General features: G+C 64.9%; 14 protein-coding genes. 9 read left to right on the forward strand and 5 right to left on the reverse strand.

Annotation, left to right across the window (positions count from 1 at the left end):
- Positions 1 to 702, forward strand: a 702-nt coding sequence (gene truB / locus ACNPP0_RS22485; RefSeq protein WP_448707058.1) for a tRNA pseudouridine(55) synthase TruB, incomplete at its 5' end; no start/stop codon positions are given.
- Positions 699 to 2,522, forward strand: a complete 1,824-nt coding sequence (gene typA / locus ACNPP0_RS22490; protein ID WP_332610422.1) for a translational GTPase TypA — start codon at positions 699 to 701, stop codon at positions 2,520 to 2,522. The genes truB and typA, both read left to right, overlap by 4 nt.
- Positions 2,523 to 2,639: 117 nt before the next feature.
- Here the strand turns inward: typA and ACNPP0_RS22495 are convergent, their stop codons facing one another.
- The gene (locus ACNPP0_RS22495; RefSeq protein WP_332610420.1) at positions 2,640 to 3,038 is read right to left on the reverse strand and encodes a tautomerase family protein; all 399 of its coding nucleotides are present in this window, start codon (positions 3,036 to 3,038) and stop codon (positions 2,640 to 2,642) included.
- A gap of 104 nt (positions 3,039 to 3,142) precedes the next feature.
- Between ACNPP0_RS22495 and ACNPP0_RS22500 the strand changes: the two genes are divergently transcribed.
- Complete coding sequence (locus ACNPP0_RS22500) at positions 3,143 to 4,006, forward strand: LysR family transcriptional regulator (protein ID WP_448707059.1); 864 nt, start codon at positions 3,143 to 3,145, stop codon at positions 4,004 to 4,006.
- Between the two features lie 110 nt (positions 4,007 to 4,116).
- On the opposite strand, the gene ACNPP0_RS22505 is transcribed toward ACNPP0_RS22500, so the two are convergent.
- Positions 4,117 to 4,797, reverse strand: a complete 681-nt coding sequence (locus ACNPP0_RS22505; RefSeq protein WP_448707060.1) for an LOG family protein — start codon at positions 4,795 to 4,797, stop codon at positions 4,117 to 4,119.
- Between ACNPP0_RS22505 and polA the strand changes: the two genes are divergently transcribed.
- The 3 genes from polA (at position 4,796) to ACNPP0_RS22520 (ending at position 9,315) form a co-directional block, all read left to right on the forward strand.
- The gene (gene polA, locus ACNPP0_RS22510; protein ID WP_332610416.1) at positions 4,796 to 7,513 is read left to right on the forward strand and encodes a DNA polymerase I; all 2,718 of its coding nucleotides are present in this window, start codon (positions 4,796 to 4,798) and stop codon (positions 7,511 to 7,513) included. The two genes, ACNPP0_RS22505 and polA, sit on opposite strands and share 2 nt — an antisense overlap.
- Before the next feature lie 117 nt (positions 7,514 to 7,630).
- Positions 7,631 to 8,470, forward strand: a complete 840-nt coding sequence (locus ACNPP0_RS22515; protein WP_448707061.1) for a ZIP family metal transporter — start codon at positions 7,631 to 7,633, stop codon at positions 8,468 to 8,470.
- Between the two features lie 56 nt (positions 8,471 to 8,526).
- Positions 8,527 to 9,315: a dienelactone hydrolase family protein gene (locus tag ACNPP0_RS22520; RefSeq protein ID WP_448707062.1), complete on the forward strand. Its 789-nt coding sequence runs from the start codon at positions 8,527 to 8,529 to the stop codon at positions 9,313 to 9,315.
- A gap of 165 nt (positions 9,316 to 9,480) precedes the next feature.
- Here the strand turns inward: ACNPP0_RS22520 and ACNPP0_RS22525 are convergent, their stop codons facing one another.
- Positions 9,481 to 11,142 (reverse strand): Na/Pi cotransporter family protein, encoded by a 1,662-nt coding sequence (locus ACNPP0_RS22525; protein WP_046802783.1) that lies wholly within the window; start codon positions 11,140 to 11,142, stop codon positions 9,481 to 9,483.
- Positions 11,143 to 11,317: 175 nt separating this feature from the next.
- On the opposite strand from ACNPP0_RS22525, the gene ACNPP0_RS22530 reads away from it, so the two are divergent.
- Positions 11,318 to 12,709 carry an L-serine ammonia-lyase gene (locus tag ACNPP0_RS22530; protein ID WP_332610412.1) on the forward strand — a complete coding sequence of 464 codons (1,392 nt, stop codon included), beginning with the start codon at positions 11,318 to 11,320 and terminating at the stop codon, positions 12,707 to 12,709.
- 88 nt (positions 12,710 to 12,797) lie between these two features.
- Here ACNPP0_RS22530 and htpX read toward each other — a convergent pair whose 3' ends face one another.
- Positions 12,798 to 13,679, reverse strand: coding sequence for a protease HtpX (gene htpX / locus ACNPP0_RS22535; RefSeq protein ID WP_046802784.1), 882 nt, complete (start codon positions 13,677 to 13,679; stop codon positions 12,798 to 12,800).
- A 153-nt stretch (positions 13,680 to 13,832) separates the two neighbouring features.
- Here htpX and ACNPP0_RS22540 point away from each other — a divergent pair, with 153 nt between their 5' ends.
- Complete coding sequence (locus ACNPP0_RS22540; protein WP_448707063.1) at positions 13,833 to 14,687, forward strand: DMT family transporter; 855 nt, start codon at positions 13,833 to 13,835, stop codon at positions 14,685 to 14,687.
- A gap of 29 nt (positions 14,688 to 14,716) precedes the next feature.
- Positions 14,717 to 15,568 carry a sulfurtransferase gene (locus tag ACNPP0_RS22545; protein ID WP_448707064.1) on the forward strand — a complete coding sequence of 284 codons (852 nt, stop codon included), beginning with the start codon at positions 14,717 to 14,719 and terminating at the stop codon, positions 15,566 to 15,568.
- An 84-nt stretch (positions 15,569 to 15,652) separates the two neighbouring features.
- Here the strand turns inward: ACNPP0_RS22545 and ACNPP0_RS22550 are convergent, their stop codons facing one another.
- Positions 15,653 to 16,222 (reverse strand): phosphonate degradation HD-domain oxygenase, encoded by a 570-nt coding sequence (locus ACNPP0_RS22550; protein WP_006218288.1) that lies wholly within the window; start codon positions 16,220 to 16,222, stop codon positions 15,653 to 15,655.
- Between the last annotated feature and the right edge of the window lie 23 nt (positions 16,223 to 16,245).

The following is a 16,245-nucleotide window of genomic DNA, read 5'->3' on the forward strand; positions in this document are numbered from 1 at the left end:
CCCGTAGGTTTGTCGAGCAACCACGCCTTGCAACGCGCCAAGCGTTCCATGGACGCGGCGAAAGCCGGTCATACGGGAACGCTGGATCCCTTCGCCACCGGCTTGCTGGTGTGCTGCATGGGACGCGCAACCAAGATTTCCGGCGCGATGCTTAACGCTGACAAGGCGTATCGCGCTACGCTGCAATTTGGCAGCGAAACCGATTCTGGCGACCTGACCGGCAATGTCGTGTCCACCGCCGAACCGGGCTTTACCCTTGACGAACAGGCGCTGCGCGACGCGCTGTCACGTTTCTCGGGCACGATCGAGCAGATTCCGCCGATGTACTCCGCGCTCAAGCGCGACGGCAAGCCGCTGTACGAGTACGCGCGCGCCGGCATCGAGCTGGAACGGGCGCCGCGCCAGATCACGATTCACCGCATCGAGCTGTTGTCCCTTTCGGGAACGCAGGCAGAGATCGATGTGGCTTGCAGTAAAGGCACATACATCCGAACACTGGCCCAGGACATCGGGCGCGTGCTGGGCTGTTTCGCCCACCTGACGGCGCTGCGGCGCACGCATGTCGGGCCATTTTCTCTGGAACGCGCCGTTGAGCTGGAAGCCTTGCAGGCCATGCCAGACCCCAAGCAGGCATTGCTTGCACTGAACGAATTGCCGGAGGGCTTGCTGCCCTCCACCCTGACCTTAAAGGACTCGCTATGACTCGCGCCTTGCGCAACGTCGCCATCATCGCCCACGTGGACCACGGTAAAACAACCCTGGTCGACCAGCTGCTGCGCCAATCCGGCACCTTCCGCGAAAACCAGGCGCTGACCGAACGGGTCATGGACTCGAACGACCTGGAAAAAGAACGCGGCATTACGATTCTGGCCAAGAACTGTGCCGTTGAATACGAAGGCACGCACATCAACATCGTCGACACCCCGGGTCACGCTGACTTCGGTGGCGAAGTCGAACGCGTGCTGTCCATGGTTGACGGCGTGCTGCTGCTGGTTGACGCCGTTGAAGGCCCGATGCCGCAGACCATTTTCGTGACCCGCAAGGCACTGGCCCTGGGCCTGAAGCCGATCGTGGTCGTCAACAAGGTCGACCGCCCGGGCGCCCGTACCGACTTCGTCATCAACGCCACGTTCGACCTGTTCGACAAGCTGGGCGCGACGGAAGAGCAGCTGGACTTCCCCGTGGTGTACGCCTCGGGCCTGTCCGGCTACGCCGGCCTGACCCCTGACGTGCGCGAAGGCAACATGCGCCCGTTGTTCGAAGCCATTCTGCAGCACGTGCCGCAGCGTGACGACGATCCCAACGGCCCGCTGCAGATGCAAATCATCTCGCTGGACTACAACAGCTACGTCGGCAAGATCGGCGTGGGCCGCATCAACCGTGGCCGCATGCGCCCCGGCATGGAAGTGGCTTACAAGTTTGGTCCGGACGGCCAGGGCGGCAAGGGCCGTATCAACCAGGTCCAGAAGTTCCATGGCCTGGAGCGCGTTGTGGTTGAAGAAGCCGAAGCCGGCGACATCGTGCTGATCAACGGCATCGAAGAGCTGGGCATTGGCTGCACCGTGACCGACGTGCTCACGCAGGAAGCCCTGCCGATGCTGCGCATCGACGAGCCGACGCTGACCATGAACTTCATGGTCAACACGTCGCCGCTGGCCGGCCGCGAAGGCAAGTTCGTGACCAGCCGCCAAGTGCGTGATCGCCTGGACCGCGAGCTGAAGTCCAACGTGGCGCTGCGTGTGCGTGACACCGGCGACGACACGGTGTTCGAAGTGTCGGGCCGTGGCGAACTGCACCTGACGATTCTGCTGGAAACGATGCGTCGCGAAGGCTACGAGCTGGCCGTGTCGCGTCCGCGCGTGGTGTTCAAGGACATCGACGGCGTGAAGTGCGAGCCGTTCGAATCGTTGACCATCGACGTTGAAGATGCCCACCAGGGTGGCGTGATGGAAGAGCTGGGCCGCCGCAAGGGCGACCTGCAAGACATGCAGCCGGACGGCCGTGGCCGTACGCGTCTGGAATACCTGATCCCGGCCCGTGGCCTGATCGGCTTCCAGAACGAATTCCTGACGCTGACGCGCGGCACGGGTTTGATGAGCCACATCTTCCACGAATACGCCCCGGTCAAGGAAGGTTCGATCGGCGAGCGTCGCAACGGCGTGCTGATCAGCCAGGACCAAGGCGATGCCGTGGCCTACGCGCTGTGGAAGCTGCAGGATCGCGGCCGCATGTTCGTGAGCCCGGGCGATGCGCTGTATGAAGGCATGATCATCGGCATTCACAGCCGTGACAACGACCTGGTCGTGAACCCGATCAAGGGCAAGCAGCTGACCAACGTGCGCGCCTCGGGTACCGACGAAGCCGTGCGCCTGGTGCCGCCGATCCAGATGTCCCTGGAATACGCCGTGGAATTCATCGACGACGACGAGCTCGTTGAAATCACGCCGAAGTCGATCCGTCTGCGCAAGCGCCATCTGCTGGAAAACGAACGCAAGCGCGCCGCGCGCGAAGCCTCCGTCTAAGACGAACCCCGGGGCATTCTGCCCCGGCGATTCGGCAGCAAAAAAGCCGCACACCTTTGGGTGCGCGGCTTTTTTTATGGATGCGGCTCGGCCCGCTGCGGGGCCGCCGCCGGAGGACTACACCCCGCTTTGCTGATGCCGGTATTCCTGCGTGGCGCCGCCGTATCCATAGGCGGCTGCCCGCGCGTCGATCACGTGCACGTACGAGCATTCGTGCAGTTCGCCCAGTATCTGCTGGAAGGACGCATAGATCTCTTTGATGTAGCGTGCCTTTTCGGCCTTGGTGTTGGTTTCATCCGTGACGCTGATGTCCAGGTGGAAAGCGTTCTTGCCCAGTTCCGATAGCGGCTTGCCGCCGATGAACCAGAGATCGTGGGGGATGTGCTGCAACGTAATGGCGATGACCGGCAGCTTCTTGCCCAGCACGGACTGCGTCAGTCCAGCCACGGAGTCGACCACGCGACGATTGATGGCAGGGTCCGACTGGCCGGAAAGGTGTACGACGATATGGGGCATGACAAGCTCCTGTGTAGGGGTAGAAGGCCAGTGTAGAGAGACGTTTGACATCGGAAAAGCAGGAAATTACGATTCTATCCATCGTAGAAACCGTTGGATGGGCTATGCCTGGATTTGACCTTGACCAGTTGCGCACGCTGGTCGCCGTGCTTGATGCCGGCAGCCTGACGGCGGCGGCGCCCAAGGTTTTTCTGTCGCAATCGTCGGTAAGCGAGCAGATGCGCAAACTGGAAGAGCGCGCCGGCCAGCCGCTGTTGACGCGCGCCAAAACGGGCGTGACCGCCACGCCGGCGGGCGAGCGCCTGCTGCGTCATGCGCGCGCCATCCTGGCGCTAAGCGACGAGGCTTACCGCGATTTGCGCGGCGTGGCGCTGCGCGGCGAATTGCGCTTGTTCATCACGGATTACTTTCGCCCCGGCGATGTGGCGCGCATGCTGCGGCGCTTGAACGAACAGTATCCGCAGGTGCGGTTGCACGTGACGATCATGAAAAGCGGCGCGATCGAGGCCGCCTACGAGCGAGGTGAGATCGACGTGGGCATATCGATGTCGATCCAGGAACGCGGCGCGCCACGGGCCCGGGCCCAGGGTGCATTGCTGCGCCGCGAGCCGCTGCTATGGATGGCCGCCGAAGGCGCCGCGGCGCCTGCCGGCGAACCCGTGCCGTTGCTGGTCTTGCCCGAGACCTGCGCATTGCGCCAATACGTGGAACGCCAGCTGACACGGCATGCCGTGCCGTACGCCGTGGCGCATGTGGCATCGGGCGTGGCAGGCTTGCAGCTGGCCATTTCGGCGGGCCTGGGGGTGGCGTGCCTGAACGAGTCAGCGCTGGCGCCCGGCATCGCACGGTTGCACGCACCCGGCCTGCCGACGCTGCCGTCGGTGGAGTTTCGGCTCTTGCCCGCCCGCCCCGGAGAGAGCGAGTTCATCGGACTGGCGCGCGAAGCCATCGTCAAAGCCATGGCCTGAGGCGGTGGCCTGGAGTCACGGCCAGAGATCGCGGCGCGAAACCATAGGATTGACGCGGCAGCCTGGGGCGGCCGCCGCGTCCTGCGCAGGCTAAAAGCCCCGCCTTGGACTCAGGCGGGCAGGGACGGCGCGTATTGCGCCTCGGAAGTGACCTTGTCATGGAATTCCACGACGCGGCGCACCACTTTGACGGGGTCGTCCTCGATGATGAAAAGGTCAAGGTCGTGCGCGCCGATCATGCCATTGCCCAGCACCTGATCGCCTAACCACTCGACCATGCCCGACCAGTATTCGCTGCCCACCAGCACGATGGGCGCGGGCGGCACTTTGCCCGTCTGGATCAGCGTCAGCGCTTCGAAGAGCTCGTCCAGCGTGCCAAAGCCGCCCGGCATCGCCACGTAGGCGAAGCTGTGCATGAAGAACGTCGCCTTGCGCGAGAAGAAATATTCGAATGACAGGCTGATGGTCTGATATTCGTTGTTGTGCGCTTCGTGCGGCAGGCTGATGTTCAGCCCGATGCTGGTGCCGCCTGCCTCGAAGGCGCCCTTGTTGGCGGCCTCCATGATGCCGGGGCCGCCCCCTGCGATGACCGCGAACCCGGCACCTGCCAAGGCGGCCGAAATGGCAACGGTGGTTTCATAGTGGGGGGAGTTGCGGCTGACGCGTGCGCTGCCGAAGACACTGACTGCGGGCCCGATGTTCGCGAGCTTATCTGCCGCCGTCCGTATCTCTGACATAATCAGCGGAATTTGTTTGCCGGCGGGTGTTTCCATATCTGCCTTTGTAACCATGAAAAAAACCTTATTACTGGTCGACGGTTCAAGCTACTTGTACCGCGCTTTCCACGCTATGCCTGATTTGCGCAACGCGCAAGGCGAACCCACGGGTGCGCTGTACGGCGTGGTCAATATGCTGCGCAAGCTTGTATCTGATCATAAGGCAGAGTATGCCGCATGTATTTTCGATGCTCGCGGCAAGACTTTCCGAGACGACCTGTATCCCGAATACAAGTCGCATCGGCCGCCCATGCCGGAAGACCTGGCGGCGCAGATCGAACCCATCCACCGCGCCGTGCGCGCGCTGGGCTGGCCGGTGCTGGCCATCGAAGGGGTAGAGGCCGACGACGTCATCGGTACGCTGGCCAAGCGCGCTGCCGAACACGATGTGCACACCATCGTTTCGACCGGCGACAAGGACCTGGCGCAGTTGGTCAACAGCCACGTCACGCTGGTCAACACCATGACCGGCGAAGTGCTGGACGAGCCCGGCGTGGTCAACAAGTTTGGCGTGCCGCCCGACCGCATCGTCGACTACCTGATGCTGGTGGGCGATACCGTGGACAACGTGCCGGGCGTCACCAAGGTTGGCCCCAAGACGGCCGTGAAGTGGTTGACCGAATTCGGCTCGATCGACAAGCTGATCGAAGGCGCCGACACCATCAAGGGTGTGGCCGGCAACAACCTGCGCGAGGCCATCCCCAACTTTCCGCTGACCCGCCAATTGTTGACGGTGAAGTACGACTGCGACCTGACCGGCCATGTCGAAAGCGTGGACGACCTGAAACCGCGCGCGCGCGACGACGCCACCTTGACCGAACTGTACGAACGCTACGGCTTCCGTACCTGGCTGCGCGACCTGACCGGGGACGCCGAACGTGTACCCACGGGCGATGCGCGCATCGCCGTGGATATGCCCGAGGCGCCCACCGAACTGGACTACCGCATCATCTCCGACTGGGCCGAATTCGACGCCTGGTTCGAGCGGCTGCAAAATGCATCGCTGGTGGCGCTGGACACCGAAACCACTTCGCTGGACCAGATGCAGGCGCGCCTGGTGGGCTTGTCCCTGGCGGTGGAACCGGGCGTGGCCTGCTACATCCCCGTGGCGCATCGCGGGCCGGACGGCGCCACCCAGTTGCCCAAGGCCGAGGTGCTGGCGCGCCTGAAGCCCTGGCTGGAAGATGCGTCGCGCGCCAAGCTGCTGCACCACGCCAAGTACGACGCCCATGTGTTCGCCAACGAAGGCATTGCGCTGGCGGGCATCACCGACGACACGATGCTGCAAGCGTACGTGCTGGAATCGCATCGCGGCGTGGGGCTGAACGACCTGGCGCAGCGCTATCTGGGCCGCAGCGGCGTGTCGTACGAAGACCTGTGCGGCAAGGGCGCCAAGCAGATCGGTTTTGACGAGGTGGCTGTCGACAAGGCGGGGCATTACGCTGCCGAAGATGCCGACTTCACGCTGCAATTGCATCGTGTGCTGCGCCCGATGGTGGCGGCGGACCAGGGCCTGGACCGCATCTACCAGCTTGAGATCAAGGTGTCGGCGGTGCTGACCACGATCGAACGCAATGGCGTGAAGGTGGATGCCGAAGAACTGGGCCGCCAGAGCCACAAGCTGGGCCAGGAAATGCTGCGCCTGGAGCAAAAGGCCTATGAATTGGCCGGTCAGCCCTTCAACCTGAATTCGCCTAAGCAACTGGGCGAAATCCTGTTTGAACGCATGCAGTTGCCGGTGGTGCGCAAGACCGCCAGCGGTGCGCCGTCCACCGACGAAGACGTGCTGACCAAGCTGGCGCTGGACTACCCGCTGCCCCAGGTGCTGCTGGAATACCGGGGCCTGTCCAAGCTGAAGTCCACCTACACGGACAAGCTGCCGCGCATGATCAACCCGGCCACGGGCCGCGTGCACACGCGTTATTCGCAGGCGGCGGTCATTACCGGCCGCTTGGCGTCGTCCGATCCCAACCTGCAGAACATCCCCGTGCGCACCGAGGCGGGCCGCCGCGTGCGTGAAGCCTTCATTGCCGAACAGGGCGTGCTGCTGTCGGCCGACTATTCGCAGATTGAACTGCGCATCATGGCGCACGTGTCCGATGACGCCAACCTGCAAAGCGCGTTCGCCGCCGGCGAGGACATTCACCGCGCCACGGCGGCCGAAGTGTTCGGCGTGGCTTTGTCGGACGTGTCGACGGACCAGCGCCGCGCGGCCAAGGCCATCAACTTTGGCCTGATCTACGGCATGGGCGTGTTCGGCCTGGCGTCCAACCTGGGCATCACCCGGGACGCCGCGCAGGCCTATATCGACCGCTATTTCGCGCGCTATCCCGGCGTGGCGATGTATATGGAAAACACCCGCAGGCTGGCGCGCGAACAGGGCTACGTCGAAACGGTTTTCGGTCGACGTCTGCAATTGCCGGAAATCCGTGGCGCCTCGGGGCCGCGTCGACAAGGCGCCGAGCGGGCCGCCATCAATGCGCCCATGCAGGGCACGGCGGCTGACCTGATCAAGCTGGCCATGGTGGCCGTGCAAGATTGGCTGGAAGCCGAAAAACTGCAAACCCGCATGATCATGCAGGTACACGATGAACTGGTTCTGGAAGCGCCGGACGCCGAGATCGACGTGGTCAAGGAAGCACTGCCTCGCCTGATGTGCTCGGTGGCCGAACTGCGCGTGCCGCTGGTCGCGGAAGTGGGCATGGGCAAGAACTGGGAACAGGCGCACTAAGCTCTGCGCGTACTTCACGGAGATACCGATGGGCCGTCCTTGGACGGCCCATTTCCGATTTTGGGATTGCAACAATATAATGTTTCGCTTCCTCCCCGCCTATACTGCGTCCCCCAAATGTTGCTGCTCTGGGTCCTGCTTGCCACCGTAACCGGCGGGCTTATCGCCGTCTTTGTCGCCAGCTGGCTGGCCTACAAGGTGTTCGCCCAATACCTGCATCACATGGTGAGCCTGTCGGTGGGCGTGCTGCTGTCGGTGGCGCTATTGCACTTGCTGCCCGAGGCCTTCGAGGGCGCGGTCGGCAACGCTCATGCCTTGTTTGGCCTGATGCTGGCCTCGCTGATTGGTTTTTTCGTGCTGGAGAAGATTGCGTTGCTGCGCCATAGCCATCACCACGAAGGCGACGGGCATCACCACCACAAAGGCCACGACCACCACGAAGCGGGGCGGGGCGGCGTGCTGATCCTGATCGGAAGTTCGCTGCACAATCTGTGCGACGGGGTGCTGGTGGCGGCGGCGTTCCTGACGGATCCGCTGCTGGGCGTGCTGACGGCGGCGTCGATCATCGTGCACGAAGTGCCGCACAAGCTTAGCGATTTTGTCGTGTTGCTCAATGCCGGGCTGCCGCGTCGCCGTGCGTTTTCGCTGATCCTGTTCACCAGCTTGTGTTCAGCCGTGGGCGGCATAATAGGGTACTTTGTGTTGCAGCAGGCGCAGGACTGGGTGCCGTATATCTTGGTGGTTGCCGCAAGTAGCTTCCTGTATATCTCGGTGGCCGACCTGATGCCGCAAATGCACGAACGGGTGTCCCTTTCGGATGCCGTCCCGCAGTTGTTGCTGGTGGGCCTGGGTGTCGCGCTGATCTACAGCGTGACCACGCTGATGCACCATGGGCACGAGCACGGGGCCGACGCCGGCACCGGCGCGCCCCACGCGGAGCACGCTCACACGCATTAGGGCGCGCGCGGACGGGATGCCTGCTTGTCGATCAATTCCCAACAGGAGCGTCCCCCATGAGCTTTTCCGCCGCCGCCGGCAACGTTGCCCCCACCGTCATCCACACTGACACCGAAGGCCTGGTCCACGCTGACTTCAAGCTGCCCGTGGCAGACGGTTCAATCGCCGCTTATTACGCCGCGCCCGAAGGCCGCCAGGACCTGCCCATCGTGCTGGTGGTGCAGGAGATCTTCGGCGTGCACGAGCACATCAAGGACCTTTGCCGGCGCATCGCCAAGGCCGGCTACCTGGCCGTCGCCGCGAATCTCTATGAACGCCAGGGCGACGCCTCCGTCTACACCGACATTCCGAAATTGATCTCTGAATTGGTCAGCAAGGTACCGGATGAACAGGTGTTTTCCGACCTGGACGCCAGCGTGGCCTGGGCGGCGGAAAATGGCGGCGACCCCAAGCGCGTGGCCATCACGGGCTTTTGCTGGGGCGGCCGCCTGACGTGGATGTACGCCGCTCACAATCCGGACGTGAAGGCTGCCGTGGCCTGGTACGGCAAGCTCAGCGTGGGCCACGGCCCGCTGATCAAGCGCGTGGCCTTCGATGTGGTCAACGAGCTGCATGCGCCGGTGCTGGGCCTGTACGGCGGCAAGGACGCCAGCATCCCGCTGGCCGATATCGAAACCATGAAGGCCAAGCTGGCGACCGGCAACGCGGCGGCCAAGCAGTCGGAATTTGTGGTGTACCCGGACGCGGACCATGCGTTCCTGGCGGATTACCGGGCCAGTTACCAGCCCGAGGCGGCCAAGGACGGCTGGAGCCGGATGCTGGCGTGGTTCCAGCGCTATTTGTAATGTGCGCCGGGGGCAGGGGCAGGGTCAGTTTGCGCTGCCCCGACTAAAGCGCGGGGCCTGGCGGGGGAAGCGCCCGCCGTCCGCCGCAACACGGCTGGGGTGGCGGGCTTCCGTCTAATGCGTGCTTGCGCGCGGGGTTGCCGCTTCCCCGGACCCCGCTTTCGCTTAGTTGCCGGCTTCGCGCAAGCGGCTGGGCAAAAGCTCGCCGTGGCGGGCCAGCAGCGGATACGCCGCGGCGCCCACCAAGTGAGAGTTGATTCCCTTCATATCCCGCAGGATGTCCAGGTACAGCGCGCCGACTTCGGCCGCGTCCACCTGGCCTGACTTGATCTTTTGCAGATGGGTGTCGGCGGCCTGCGTTTCGATCGTGCGGAAACGCGCCTTTTCGCCGGCCAGCGCGCGTGCCTGGCGCAGGTCATCATTGACGAACAGCGCGGCGGCCTGGCGTTGGTTTGCGATCAGCTGGCCCAGCGTGTCATCCAGGCTGGCGCGCTGCTCGGGCGAAAACGTCCAGCCCTGCTTGCGCAGCTTGGCCACGTGGCTTAAGAGCCCGTGGTGCGCGATATCGCCCGCGTGGCCGATGTTGCTGGCAAAGGCCAGGATGTCGTCCATGCGCTGGATGTCGTCACGCGTCATGTTTTCCTGGTCCAGCGTGGCCAGGTAGGTCGTGATGGCGTTTTCCAGCTTGTCCAGCGCGGCGTCCAATTGCCGCGCCTGCACCATGCGGTGGCGGTTGTCGCGCTTGAAGCCGGCGCGCGCATACAGCAGCAACGTCTGCACCATGTCGGCCATGCGCAGCGCTTCGCGCGCCGCGTTGCCCAGCGCCACGGCGGGCACGTCGTGCGCCCATTCATCCAGATACTGCGGCCGGGACGGGTCGTTGGGGTCGGCGCGCTTGGGCAGCCAGCGCGTCAGCAACGCCGCATAGGGCGACAGCAGCGGCAGGAACAGGATGGCGATGACCGCGTTGAACAGCGTGTGGAAATTGGCCACGGCGCGGGCCGGGTCGCTGGCCATGTCGCTCATCAGGGGTTGCAGCACGGGCAGCAGGATCAGGCCGGCCAGCACGCCCAGCACGCGGGTCAGCAGGTTGCCCAGGGGCAGGCGGCGGGCGGCGGGATCGTCGCCCGTGACGCCTTCGATCATGGGGTTGATGGCCGTGCCCAGGTTGGCGCCCAGCACCAGCGCAAAGGCCACATGCGGCGCCACCATGTGATGGCTTGCCAGTGACATCACCAGCACCACCACGGCCACGCTGGAGTGCGCGGCCCAGGTGAACGCGGCGGACAGCAGGACGGCGGCCACGGGCTGGGTCGACAAGGCGTCCAGAATCATGCCCAGCATGGGCGCCGTCTGGAACGGCTCGAACAGTTCAACCAGCTGATGCAGGGAAAGCAGCAGCAGGCCCAGACCGATGAACACGCGGCCCAGGTCGCGCGTGCGGCCGGGGGGATACCGGCGGAACATCCAGACGCCCGCCAGGATCAGGATAGGGGCCAGCGAAGTCAGGTCAAACGACAGCAGCTGCACGATAAGCGTCGTGCCGACGTTGGCTCCCAGCATGGCGGCCAGCGCGGGCACCAGGCCAACCACGCCGCCGGCGGCAAACCCCGTGATCATCAGCCCCGTCGCGGTGCTGCTTTGCAGGGCGGCGGTGATGCCCAGCCCGGCGGCAAAGGCGCGCAGGCGCGTGCCCAGGGCGCGGCCCAGCGCTGCGCCCAAGGCGGCGCCAAACGCACGCTGCACGCCGGTTTGGACCATGTGCACGCCCCAAAGCAGCAAGGCGACGTAGCCGGCGAAGTCAAGCAGGGTAATAAGTCCAGACATCCAGGGGTGTTCCCGTTCTTTTTATGACAAGTAATATTTATGTAATGATCGCATGCCTGACCGGGTGGCGGAACCGGTGGCGGCGATACAGCATACGCCCCGCCGGCCATTCCTGCGCGCGGGGGTGGCAACGCGTATCATTGCCTGACTATTCTTTGATGTACTGGAGTGTCGCGTGGCCGTTTCCGTATTCGATCTGTTCAAGATAGGCATAGGCCCGTCTAGTTCCCATACGGTGGGTCCGATGCGGGCCGCCCTGCTGTTCGCGCAAGGCCTGGAACGCGATGGCCTGATTCCGCGCGTGGCGTATGTCCGCGCCGAGCTCTACGGCTCGCTGGGCGCGACGGGCAAGGGGCACGGCACCGACAAGGGCGTGCTGCTGGGTCTGATGGGCGAAGCGCCCGACACGGTCGACCCCGCCGCCATCGCCGGCATGATCGCCTCGGTGCGCGCCAGCCGCCAGTTGCCGCTGCTGGGCCGTTATCCGGTCGCCTTCATCGAGAAAGAACACATGGTGTTCTATCGCCGCGAAGCCATGGCCGAACACCCCAACGGCATGAAATTCCACGCCGTCGACGCCAATGGCGAGTCGCTGCGCGAAGCGCGCTACCTGTCGGTGGGCGGCGGCTTTGTGGTGACGGCAGGCGCCTCGAACAGCCAGGTGATCGCCGCGCACAATCAGCTGCCGTATCCCTTCCGCTCGGGCCGCGAACTGCTGACGATGTGCCGCGAAAGCGGTCTGACCGTGGCGCAGCTGATGATGAAGAATGAGCTGACCTGGCGCGAGGCCGCCGAGACGGACAGCGGCCTGGATCGCATCTGGCAGGTCATGCAGGACTGCGTGGCGCGCGGTTGCGGCATTGACTACCCGGAAGCCGACGGCGAATTGCCCGGTCCCTTGCGCGTGCGTCGCCGCGCGCCGGAGCTCTACCGCAATCTGACCCAACGCGCCGAGCGCACCTTGTCCGATCCGCTGTCAGTCATGGACTGGGTCAACCTGTACGCCATGGCGGTCAACGAAGAGAACGCGGCGGGCGGCCGCGTCGTCACGGCGCCCACCAATGGCGCCGCCGGCATCATCCCCGCCGTGCTGCACTATTACGATCGCTTCGTGCCCGGCGCCAGCCGCGAGGGCGTGCGCGAGTTCCTCTTGACCGCCGCGGCGATCGGCCTGCTGTACAAGTACAACGCGTCGCTGTCGGGGGCCGAAGTGGGCTGCCAGGGCGAAGTGGGCGTGGCCTGTTCGATGGCCGCCGGCGGCTTGGCCGCGGCGCAGGGCGGCACGGTGGAACAGGTTGAGAACGCCGCCGAGATCGGCATGGAACACAACCTGGGCCTGACGTGCGACCCCGTTGGCGGGCTGGTCCAGATTCCCTGTATTGAGCGCAACGCCATGGCGTCCATCAAGGCCGTCAATGCCGCGCGCATGGCCTTGCGAGGCGACGGGCAGCACTATGTGTCGCTGGATTCCGTTATCAAGACCATGCGCGAAACCGGCGCCGACATGAAGACGAAGTACAAGGAAACGGCGCGCGGCGGCTTGGCGGTGAACATCGTCGAGTGCTAATGCGCGGGCGCTGATGCCCAATAGAAAAAGCCCCTGGGGTTTCTGACCCCAGGGGCTTTTTGCTGCCTGCTTGAACAGGGCGCGGCGGTCAGACCACGCGGGCGTTCTGCAAGGCGGCGATGCGCGACGGGATGGGCGGGTGCGAGGCGAACATGGCCGCCAGGCCGCCGCGGCCAGTGATGCCCGAGGCCTCGAACGACTTGGGCAAATCGCCCGGTTCCAGGCCGCCCAGCCGAGCCAGCGCGCGGATCATGGGTTCGCGCGCGCCCATCAGGTGGGCCGAGCCCGCGTCGGCGCGGTATTCGCGCTGGCGCGAGAACCAGGCCACGATGATCGAGGCCAGCACGCCGAAGATGATTTCACAGACCAGCACGGTGATGTAGTAGCCCGGGCCGATGCCGCGTTCGTTCTTGAACACGACGCGGTCAATGAAGTAACCCACGACGCGGGCCAGGAACACGACGAACGTGTTCACGACGCCCTGGATCAGGGTCAGCGTGACCATGTCGCCGTTGGCGATGTGGGCCACTTCGTGCGCCAGCACGGCCGCCACTTCTTCTTCGCTCATGCTTTCCAGCAAGCCCGTCGACACGGCGACCAGCGAGTCGTTCTTGAACGCGCCGGTGGCGAACGCGTTGGGCGCGCCTTCGTAGATGGCCACTTCGGGGCGGCCGATACCCGCGCGGTCGGCCAGTTGGTGAACGGTGTCGACCAGCCAGGCTTCACGTTGGTTGCGGGGGGCGTTCGGGTCCAGCACCTGTGCCCCGGTGCTCCATTTGGCCATCGGCTTGCTGATCAGCAACGAGATGATGGCGCCGGTAAAGCCCACGACCACCGAGAAGATCAGCAGGGCGTTCAGGTTCAGGCCGTTGGCGGTGATGTAGCGGTCTACGCCCAGGATGCGCAGCGTGGCCGACAGCACGAGCATGACGGCCAGGTTGGTGATGACGAACAAGACAATGCGTTTCATGTTTTTTGTGTTCCTCTGCGAGCGGGAAATACCCGGGTTCGACATGGCGGCGGCCCGCCAGTTCCCCGACTCGCCGGCACCGCTCCCGGTGGGCAAGAGTATAGTATCGCTTTCCCCTATTTCCCCTCACTTTTCCCTTAGCGTAGACCCCCAATGCAGGCTCTCTGGATGTTGTTGGCGTCCGCCATGTTCGCCATCATGGGGTCGTTCGTGAAGTTCGGCACGGAACACGGCGCGTCGCTGCCGCAGATCGTGCTTTTTCGCGGGCTGCCTTCCGTCCTTCTTTTGCTGCTGTGGGCGCGCGCTGGGCGGCAATCCATCGTTCCGACCAGCTGGAAGTTGCACCTGTGGCGCAACCTGTCCGGCGTCACGTCGATGTGGCTGGGCTTCTTCGCCATCTCGCACCTGCCCCTGGCCACCGCCACCAGCCTGAACTACACCGCGCCGCTGTTCATCGCGTGTTGGATGCTGGGTTGGGGTGGCGCCCAGCGCGACCCGGTCCGCATCCTGGCGGTGGCGTTGGGCTTCCTGGGCGTGATCGCCGTGCTGCGGCCCAGCATCAACGAAGACCAATGGCTGGCCGCCGTCATGGGCATGGGCGCGGGCGCCATGTCGGCCATCGCGATGATGCAGATCCGCCAGTTGGGCCGTATCGGCGAACCCGAATGGCGCACCGTGCTGTTTTTCTCCGTGGCGGTCTGCGTGTCCAGCATTGCCGGCTTATGGTTCGAAGGCTGGGGCCACGCCGACTGGCAGGGCTATGCGTCGCTGTTCGGCGTGGGCGTGGCCGGCATGTTCGGCCAGCTTGCCATGACCCGGGCCTTCGGCATGGGCTCGGCGCTGCTGACCGCGGCATTGCAATACAGCACCATTATTTTCGCGGCCTTGCTGGGCATGGGCTTCTGGGGCGACCATCTGGACGCCGTGGCCTGGGCCGGCATGGGCTTGATCATTTCCGCGGGGCTGCTGTCGGTGTGGCGCACCATGCGCGACCCGAAGCCGACCTGACCCGCCCCCTTCGATCAGGAGCACCCCGAATGACGACTACACTGATTTCCGCCGCTGACCTGGCCGCGCGCCTCGATTCGCCCGACGTGCGGGTATTCGACGTGCGGCATGACCTGACCGACCACGCCGCCGGCCGTCAGGCCTATGACGCCGGGCATATCCCCGGGGCCCGCCACCTGGATCACGAAACCGAGCTGGCGGCACCGCGCACCGGTAAGAACGGCCGGCATCCGTTGCCGTCGCGCGCCGAATTCGGGGGGCTGATGGCGGCTCATGGCGTGACGCCGCAAACGCTGGTGGTGGCGTACGACGCCAGCGGCGGCATGTACGCCGCGCACCTGTGGTGGATGTTGCGTTGGTTGGGCCATGAACGCGTGGCGGTGCTGGACGGCGGTTGGCAGGCGTGGCTGGCGGCCGGTTTGCCGACCACGACCGACGCGGCGGCCGCGGTCAACGCGGGCCAGCCGACGGCGCCCGGCGAGTCGCTGGCCGGTTCCGTCGACGCCCCAGCCGTGCTGGACAACATCGCCCGCCCGGCCTTTACCGTGATCGACGCGCGCGCGGCCAACCGCTATCGCGGCGAAGTCGAACCCATGGACCCCGTGGCCGGCCACATCCCGGGCGCGCTGAACCGTCCCAACGGCGAAAACCTGCAAGCCGATGGGCGCTTCAAGTCACCCGAGCAGTTGCGCGCGGAATTCGCCGACCTGCTGGGTGACCGCGACCCCAAGGCCGTGGTGCATCAGTGCGGCTCGGGCATCACGGCGTGCCATAACCTCTTGTCGATGGAAATCGCCGGCCTGTCCGGCTCGCGGCTGTACCCGGGCTCGTGGAGCGAATGGTGCAGCGACCCGTCCCGCCCGGTGGCGAAGGGCGCCTGAAGCGTCAGGCGCCTGGCCCGCGCACTCGAAAGCGCGTGTTGCGGCACCCTTGTTGCGTGCAAGCCGGCGCTGCGCCCCGGTTCGTTACCAGATCGCGGCCAGCTTCACGCGGCCCGACACGCTTTCCGCAATTTCCAGAAAGTGGTCCAGCGGCGGCGTGGCCAGGCCCGGCACCTTGGCCATGTCGTCCCACCGCCTTAGCCGGATCGCATCCGGCGCGCCCGGCATGCTGGCGAAATCCACCGCCTGGCTCGCATCAAAACTGCCGCCCTGTAATGCCAGGCTGCGCTTGGAATCCTCGGAGAGCGACGCTTCATATTGCGGCTCCACGTAGCACAGGTAGCGCTTGGCTTCGACGTGCAGGCGGATCGGGTCCAGCACCGCCGAACTGAACAGCCCGCGCAGGAACGGCAGCACGAAATACTGGTGCTTGTCGTCGATGCCGCGCAGCGTGGGCGTGCCCGGCCGGTCGGCGATCAAGTGCCCCAGGTCGTGCAACAGGCTGGCGGTGATCAGGTGTGCGCTGGCGCCGTGGCGCTCGGCCAGCGACGCCGTTTGCAGCGCGTGGCGCAAATGGCTGACGGATTCACCGTGATACGACCGGTGTCCGCGTTCCAGAAAAATCTGCTCGATGTCTTGCAAGGTCAAGGCCATGGTTGTCTCCTGATTGGCCGCAA

This window comes from Achromobacter semiaridum, from assembly GCF_053543755.1.

Excerpts from the sequence above, each read along its gene's own strand:
- htpX (WP_046802784.1), bottom strand. The coding sequence starts at position 13,679 with ATGAAACGCATTGTCTTGTTCGTCATCACCAACCTGGCCGTCATGCTC.
- ACNPP0_RS22500 (WP_448707059.1), top strand. The coding sequence starts at position 3,143 with ATGCCTGGATTTGACCTTGACCAGTTGCGCACGCTGGTCGCCGTGCTT.
- ACNPP0_RS22540 (WP_448707063.1), top strand. The coding sequence starts at position 13,833 with ATGCAGGCTCTCTGGATGTTGTTGGCGTCCGCCATGTTCGCCATCATG.
- ACNPP0_RS22495 (WP_332610420.1), bottom strand. The coding sequence starts at position 3,038 with ATGCCCCATATCGTCGTACACCTTTCCGGCCAGTCGGACCCTGCCATC.
- polA (WP_332610416.1), top strand. The coding sequence starts at position 4,796 with ATGAAAAAAACCTTATTACTGGTCGACGGTTCAAGCTACTTGTACCGC.
- ACNPP0_RS22515 (WP_448707061.1), top strand. The coding sequence starts at position 7,631 with ATGTTGCTGCTCTGGGTCCTGCTTGCCACCGTAACCGGCGGGCTTATC.
- ACNPP0_RS22525 (WP_046802783.1), bottom strand. The coding sequence starts at position 11,142 with ATGTCTGGACTTATTACCCTGCTTGACTTCGCCGGCTACGTCGCCTTG.
- typA (WP_332610422.1), top strand. The coding sequence starts at position 699 with ATGACTCGCGCCTTGCGCAACGTCGCCATCATCGCCCACGTGGACCAC.
- ACNPP0_RS22550 (WP_006218288.1), bottom strand. The coding sequence starts at position 16,222 with ATGGCCTTGACCTTGCAAGACATCGAGCAGATTTTTCTGGAACGCGGA.
- ACNPP0_RS22520 (WP_448707062.1), top strand. The coding sequence starts at position 8,527 with ATGAGCTTTTCCGCCGCCGCCGGCAACGTTGCCCCCACCGTCATCCAC.
- ACNPP0_RS22505 (WP_448707060.1), bottom strand. The coding sequence starts at position 4,797 with ATGGTTACAAAGGCAGATATGGAAACACCCGCCGGCAAACAAATTCCG.
- ACNPP0_RS22545 (WP_448707064.1), top strand. The coding sequence starts at position 14,717 with ATGACGACTACACTGATTTCCGCCGCTGACCTGGCCGCGCGCCTCGAT.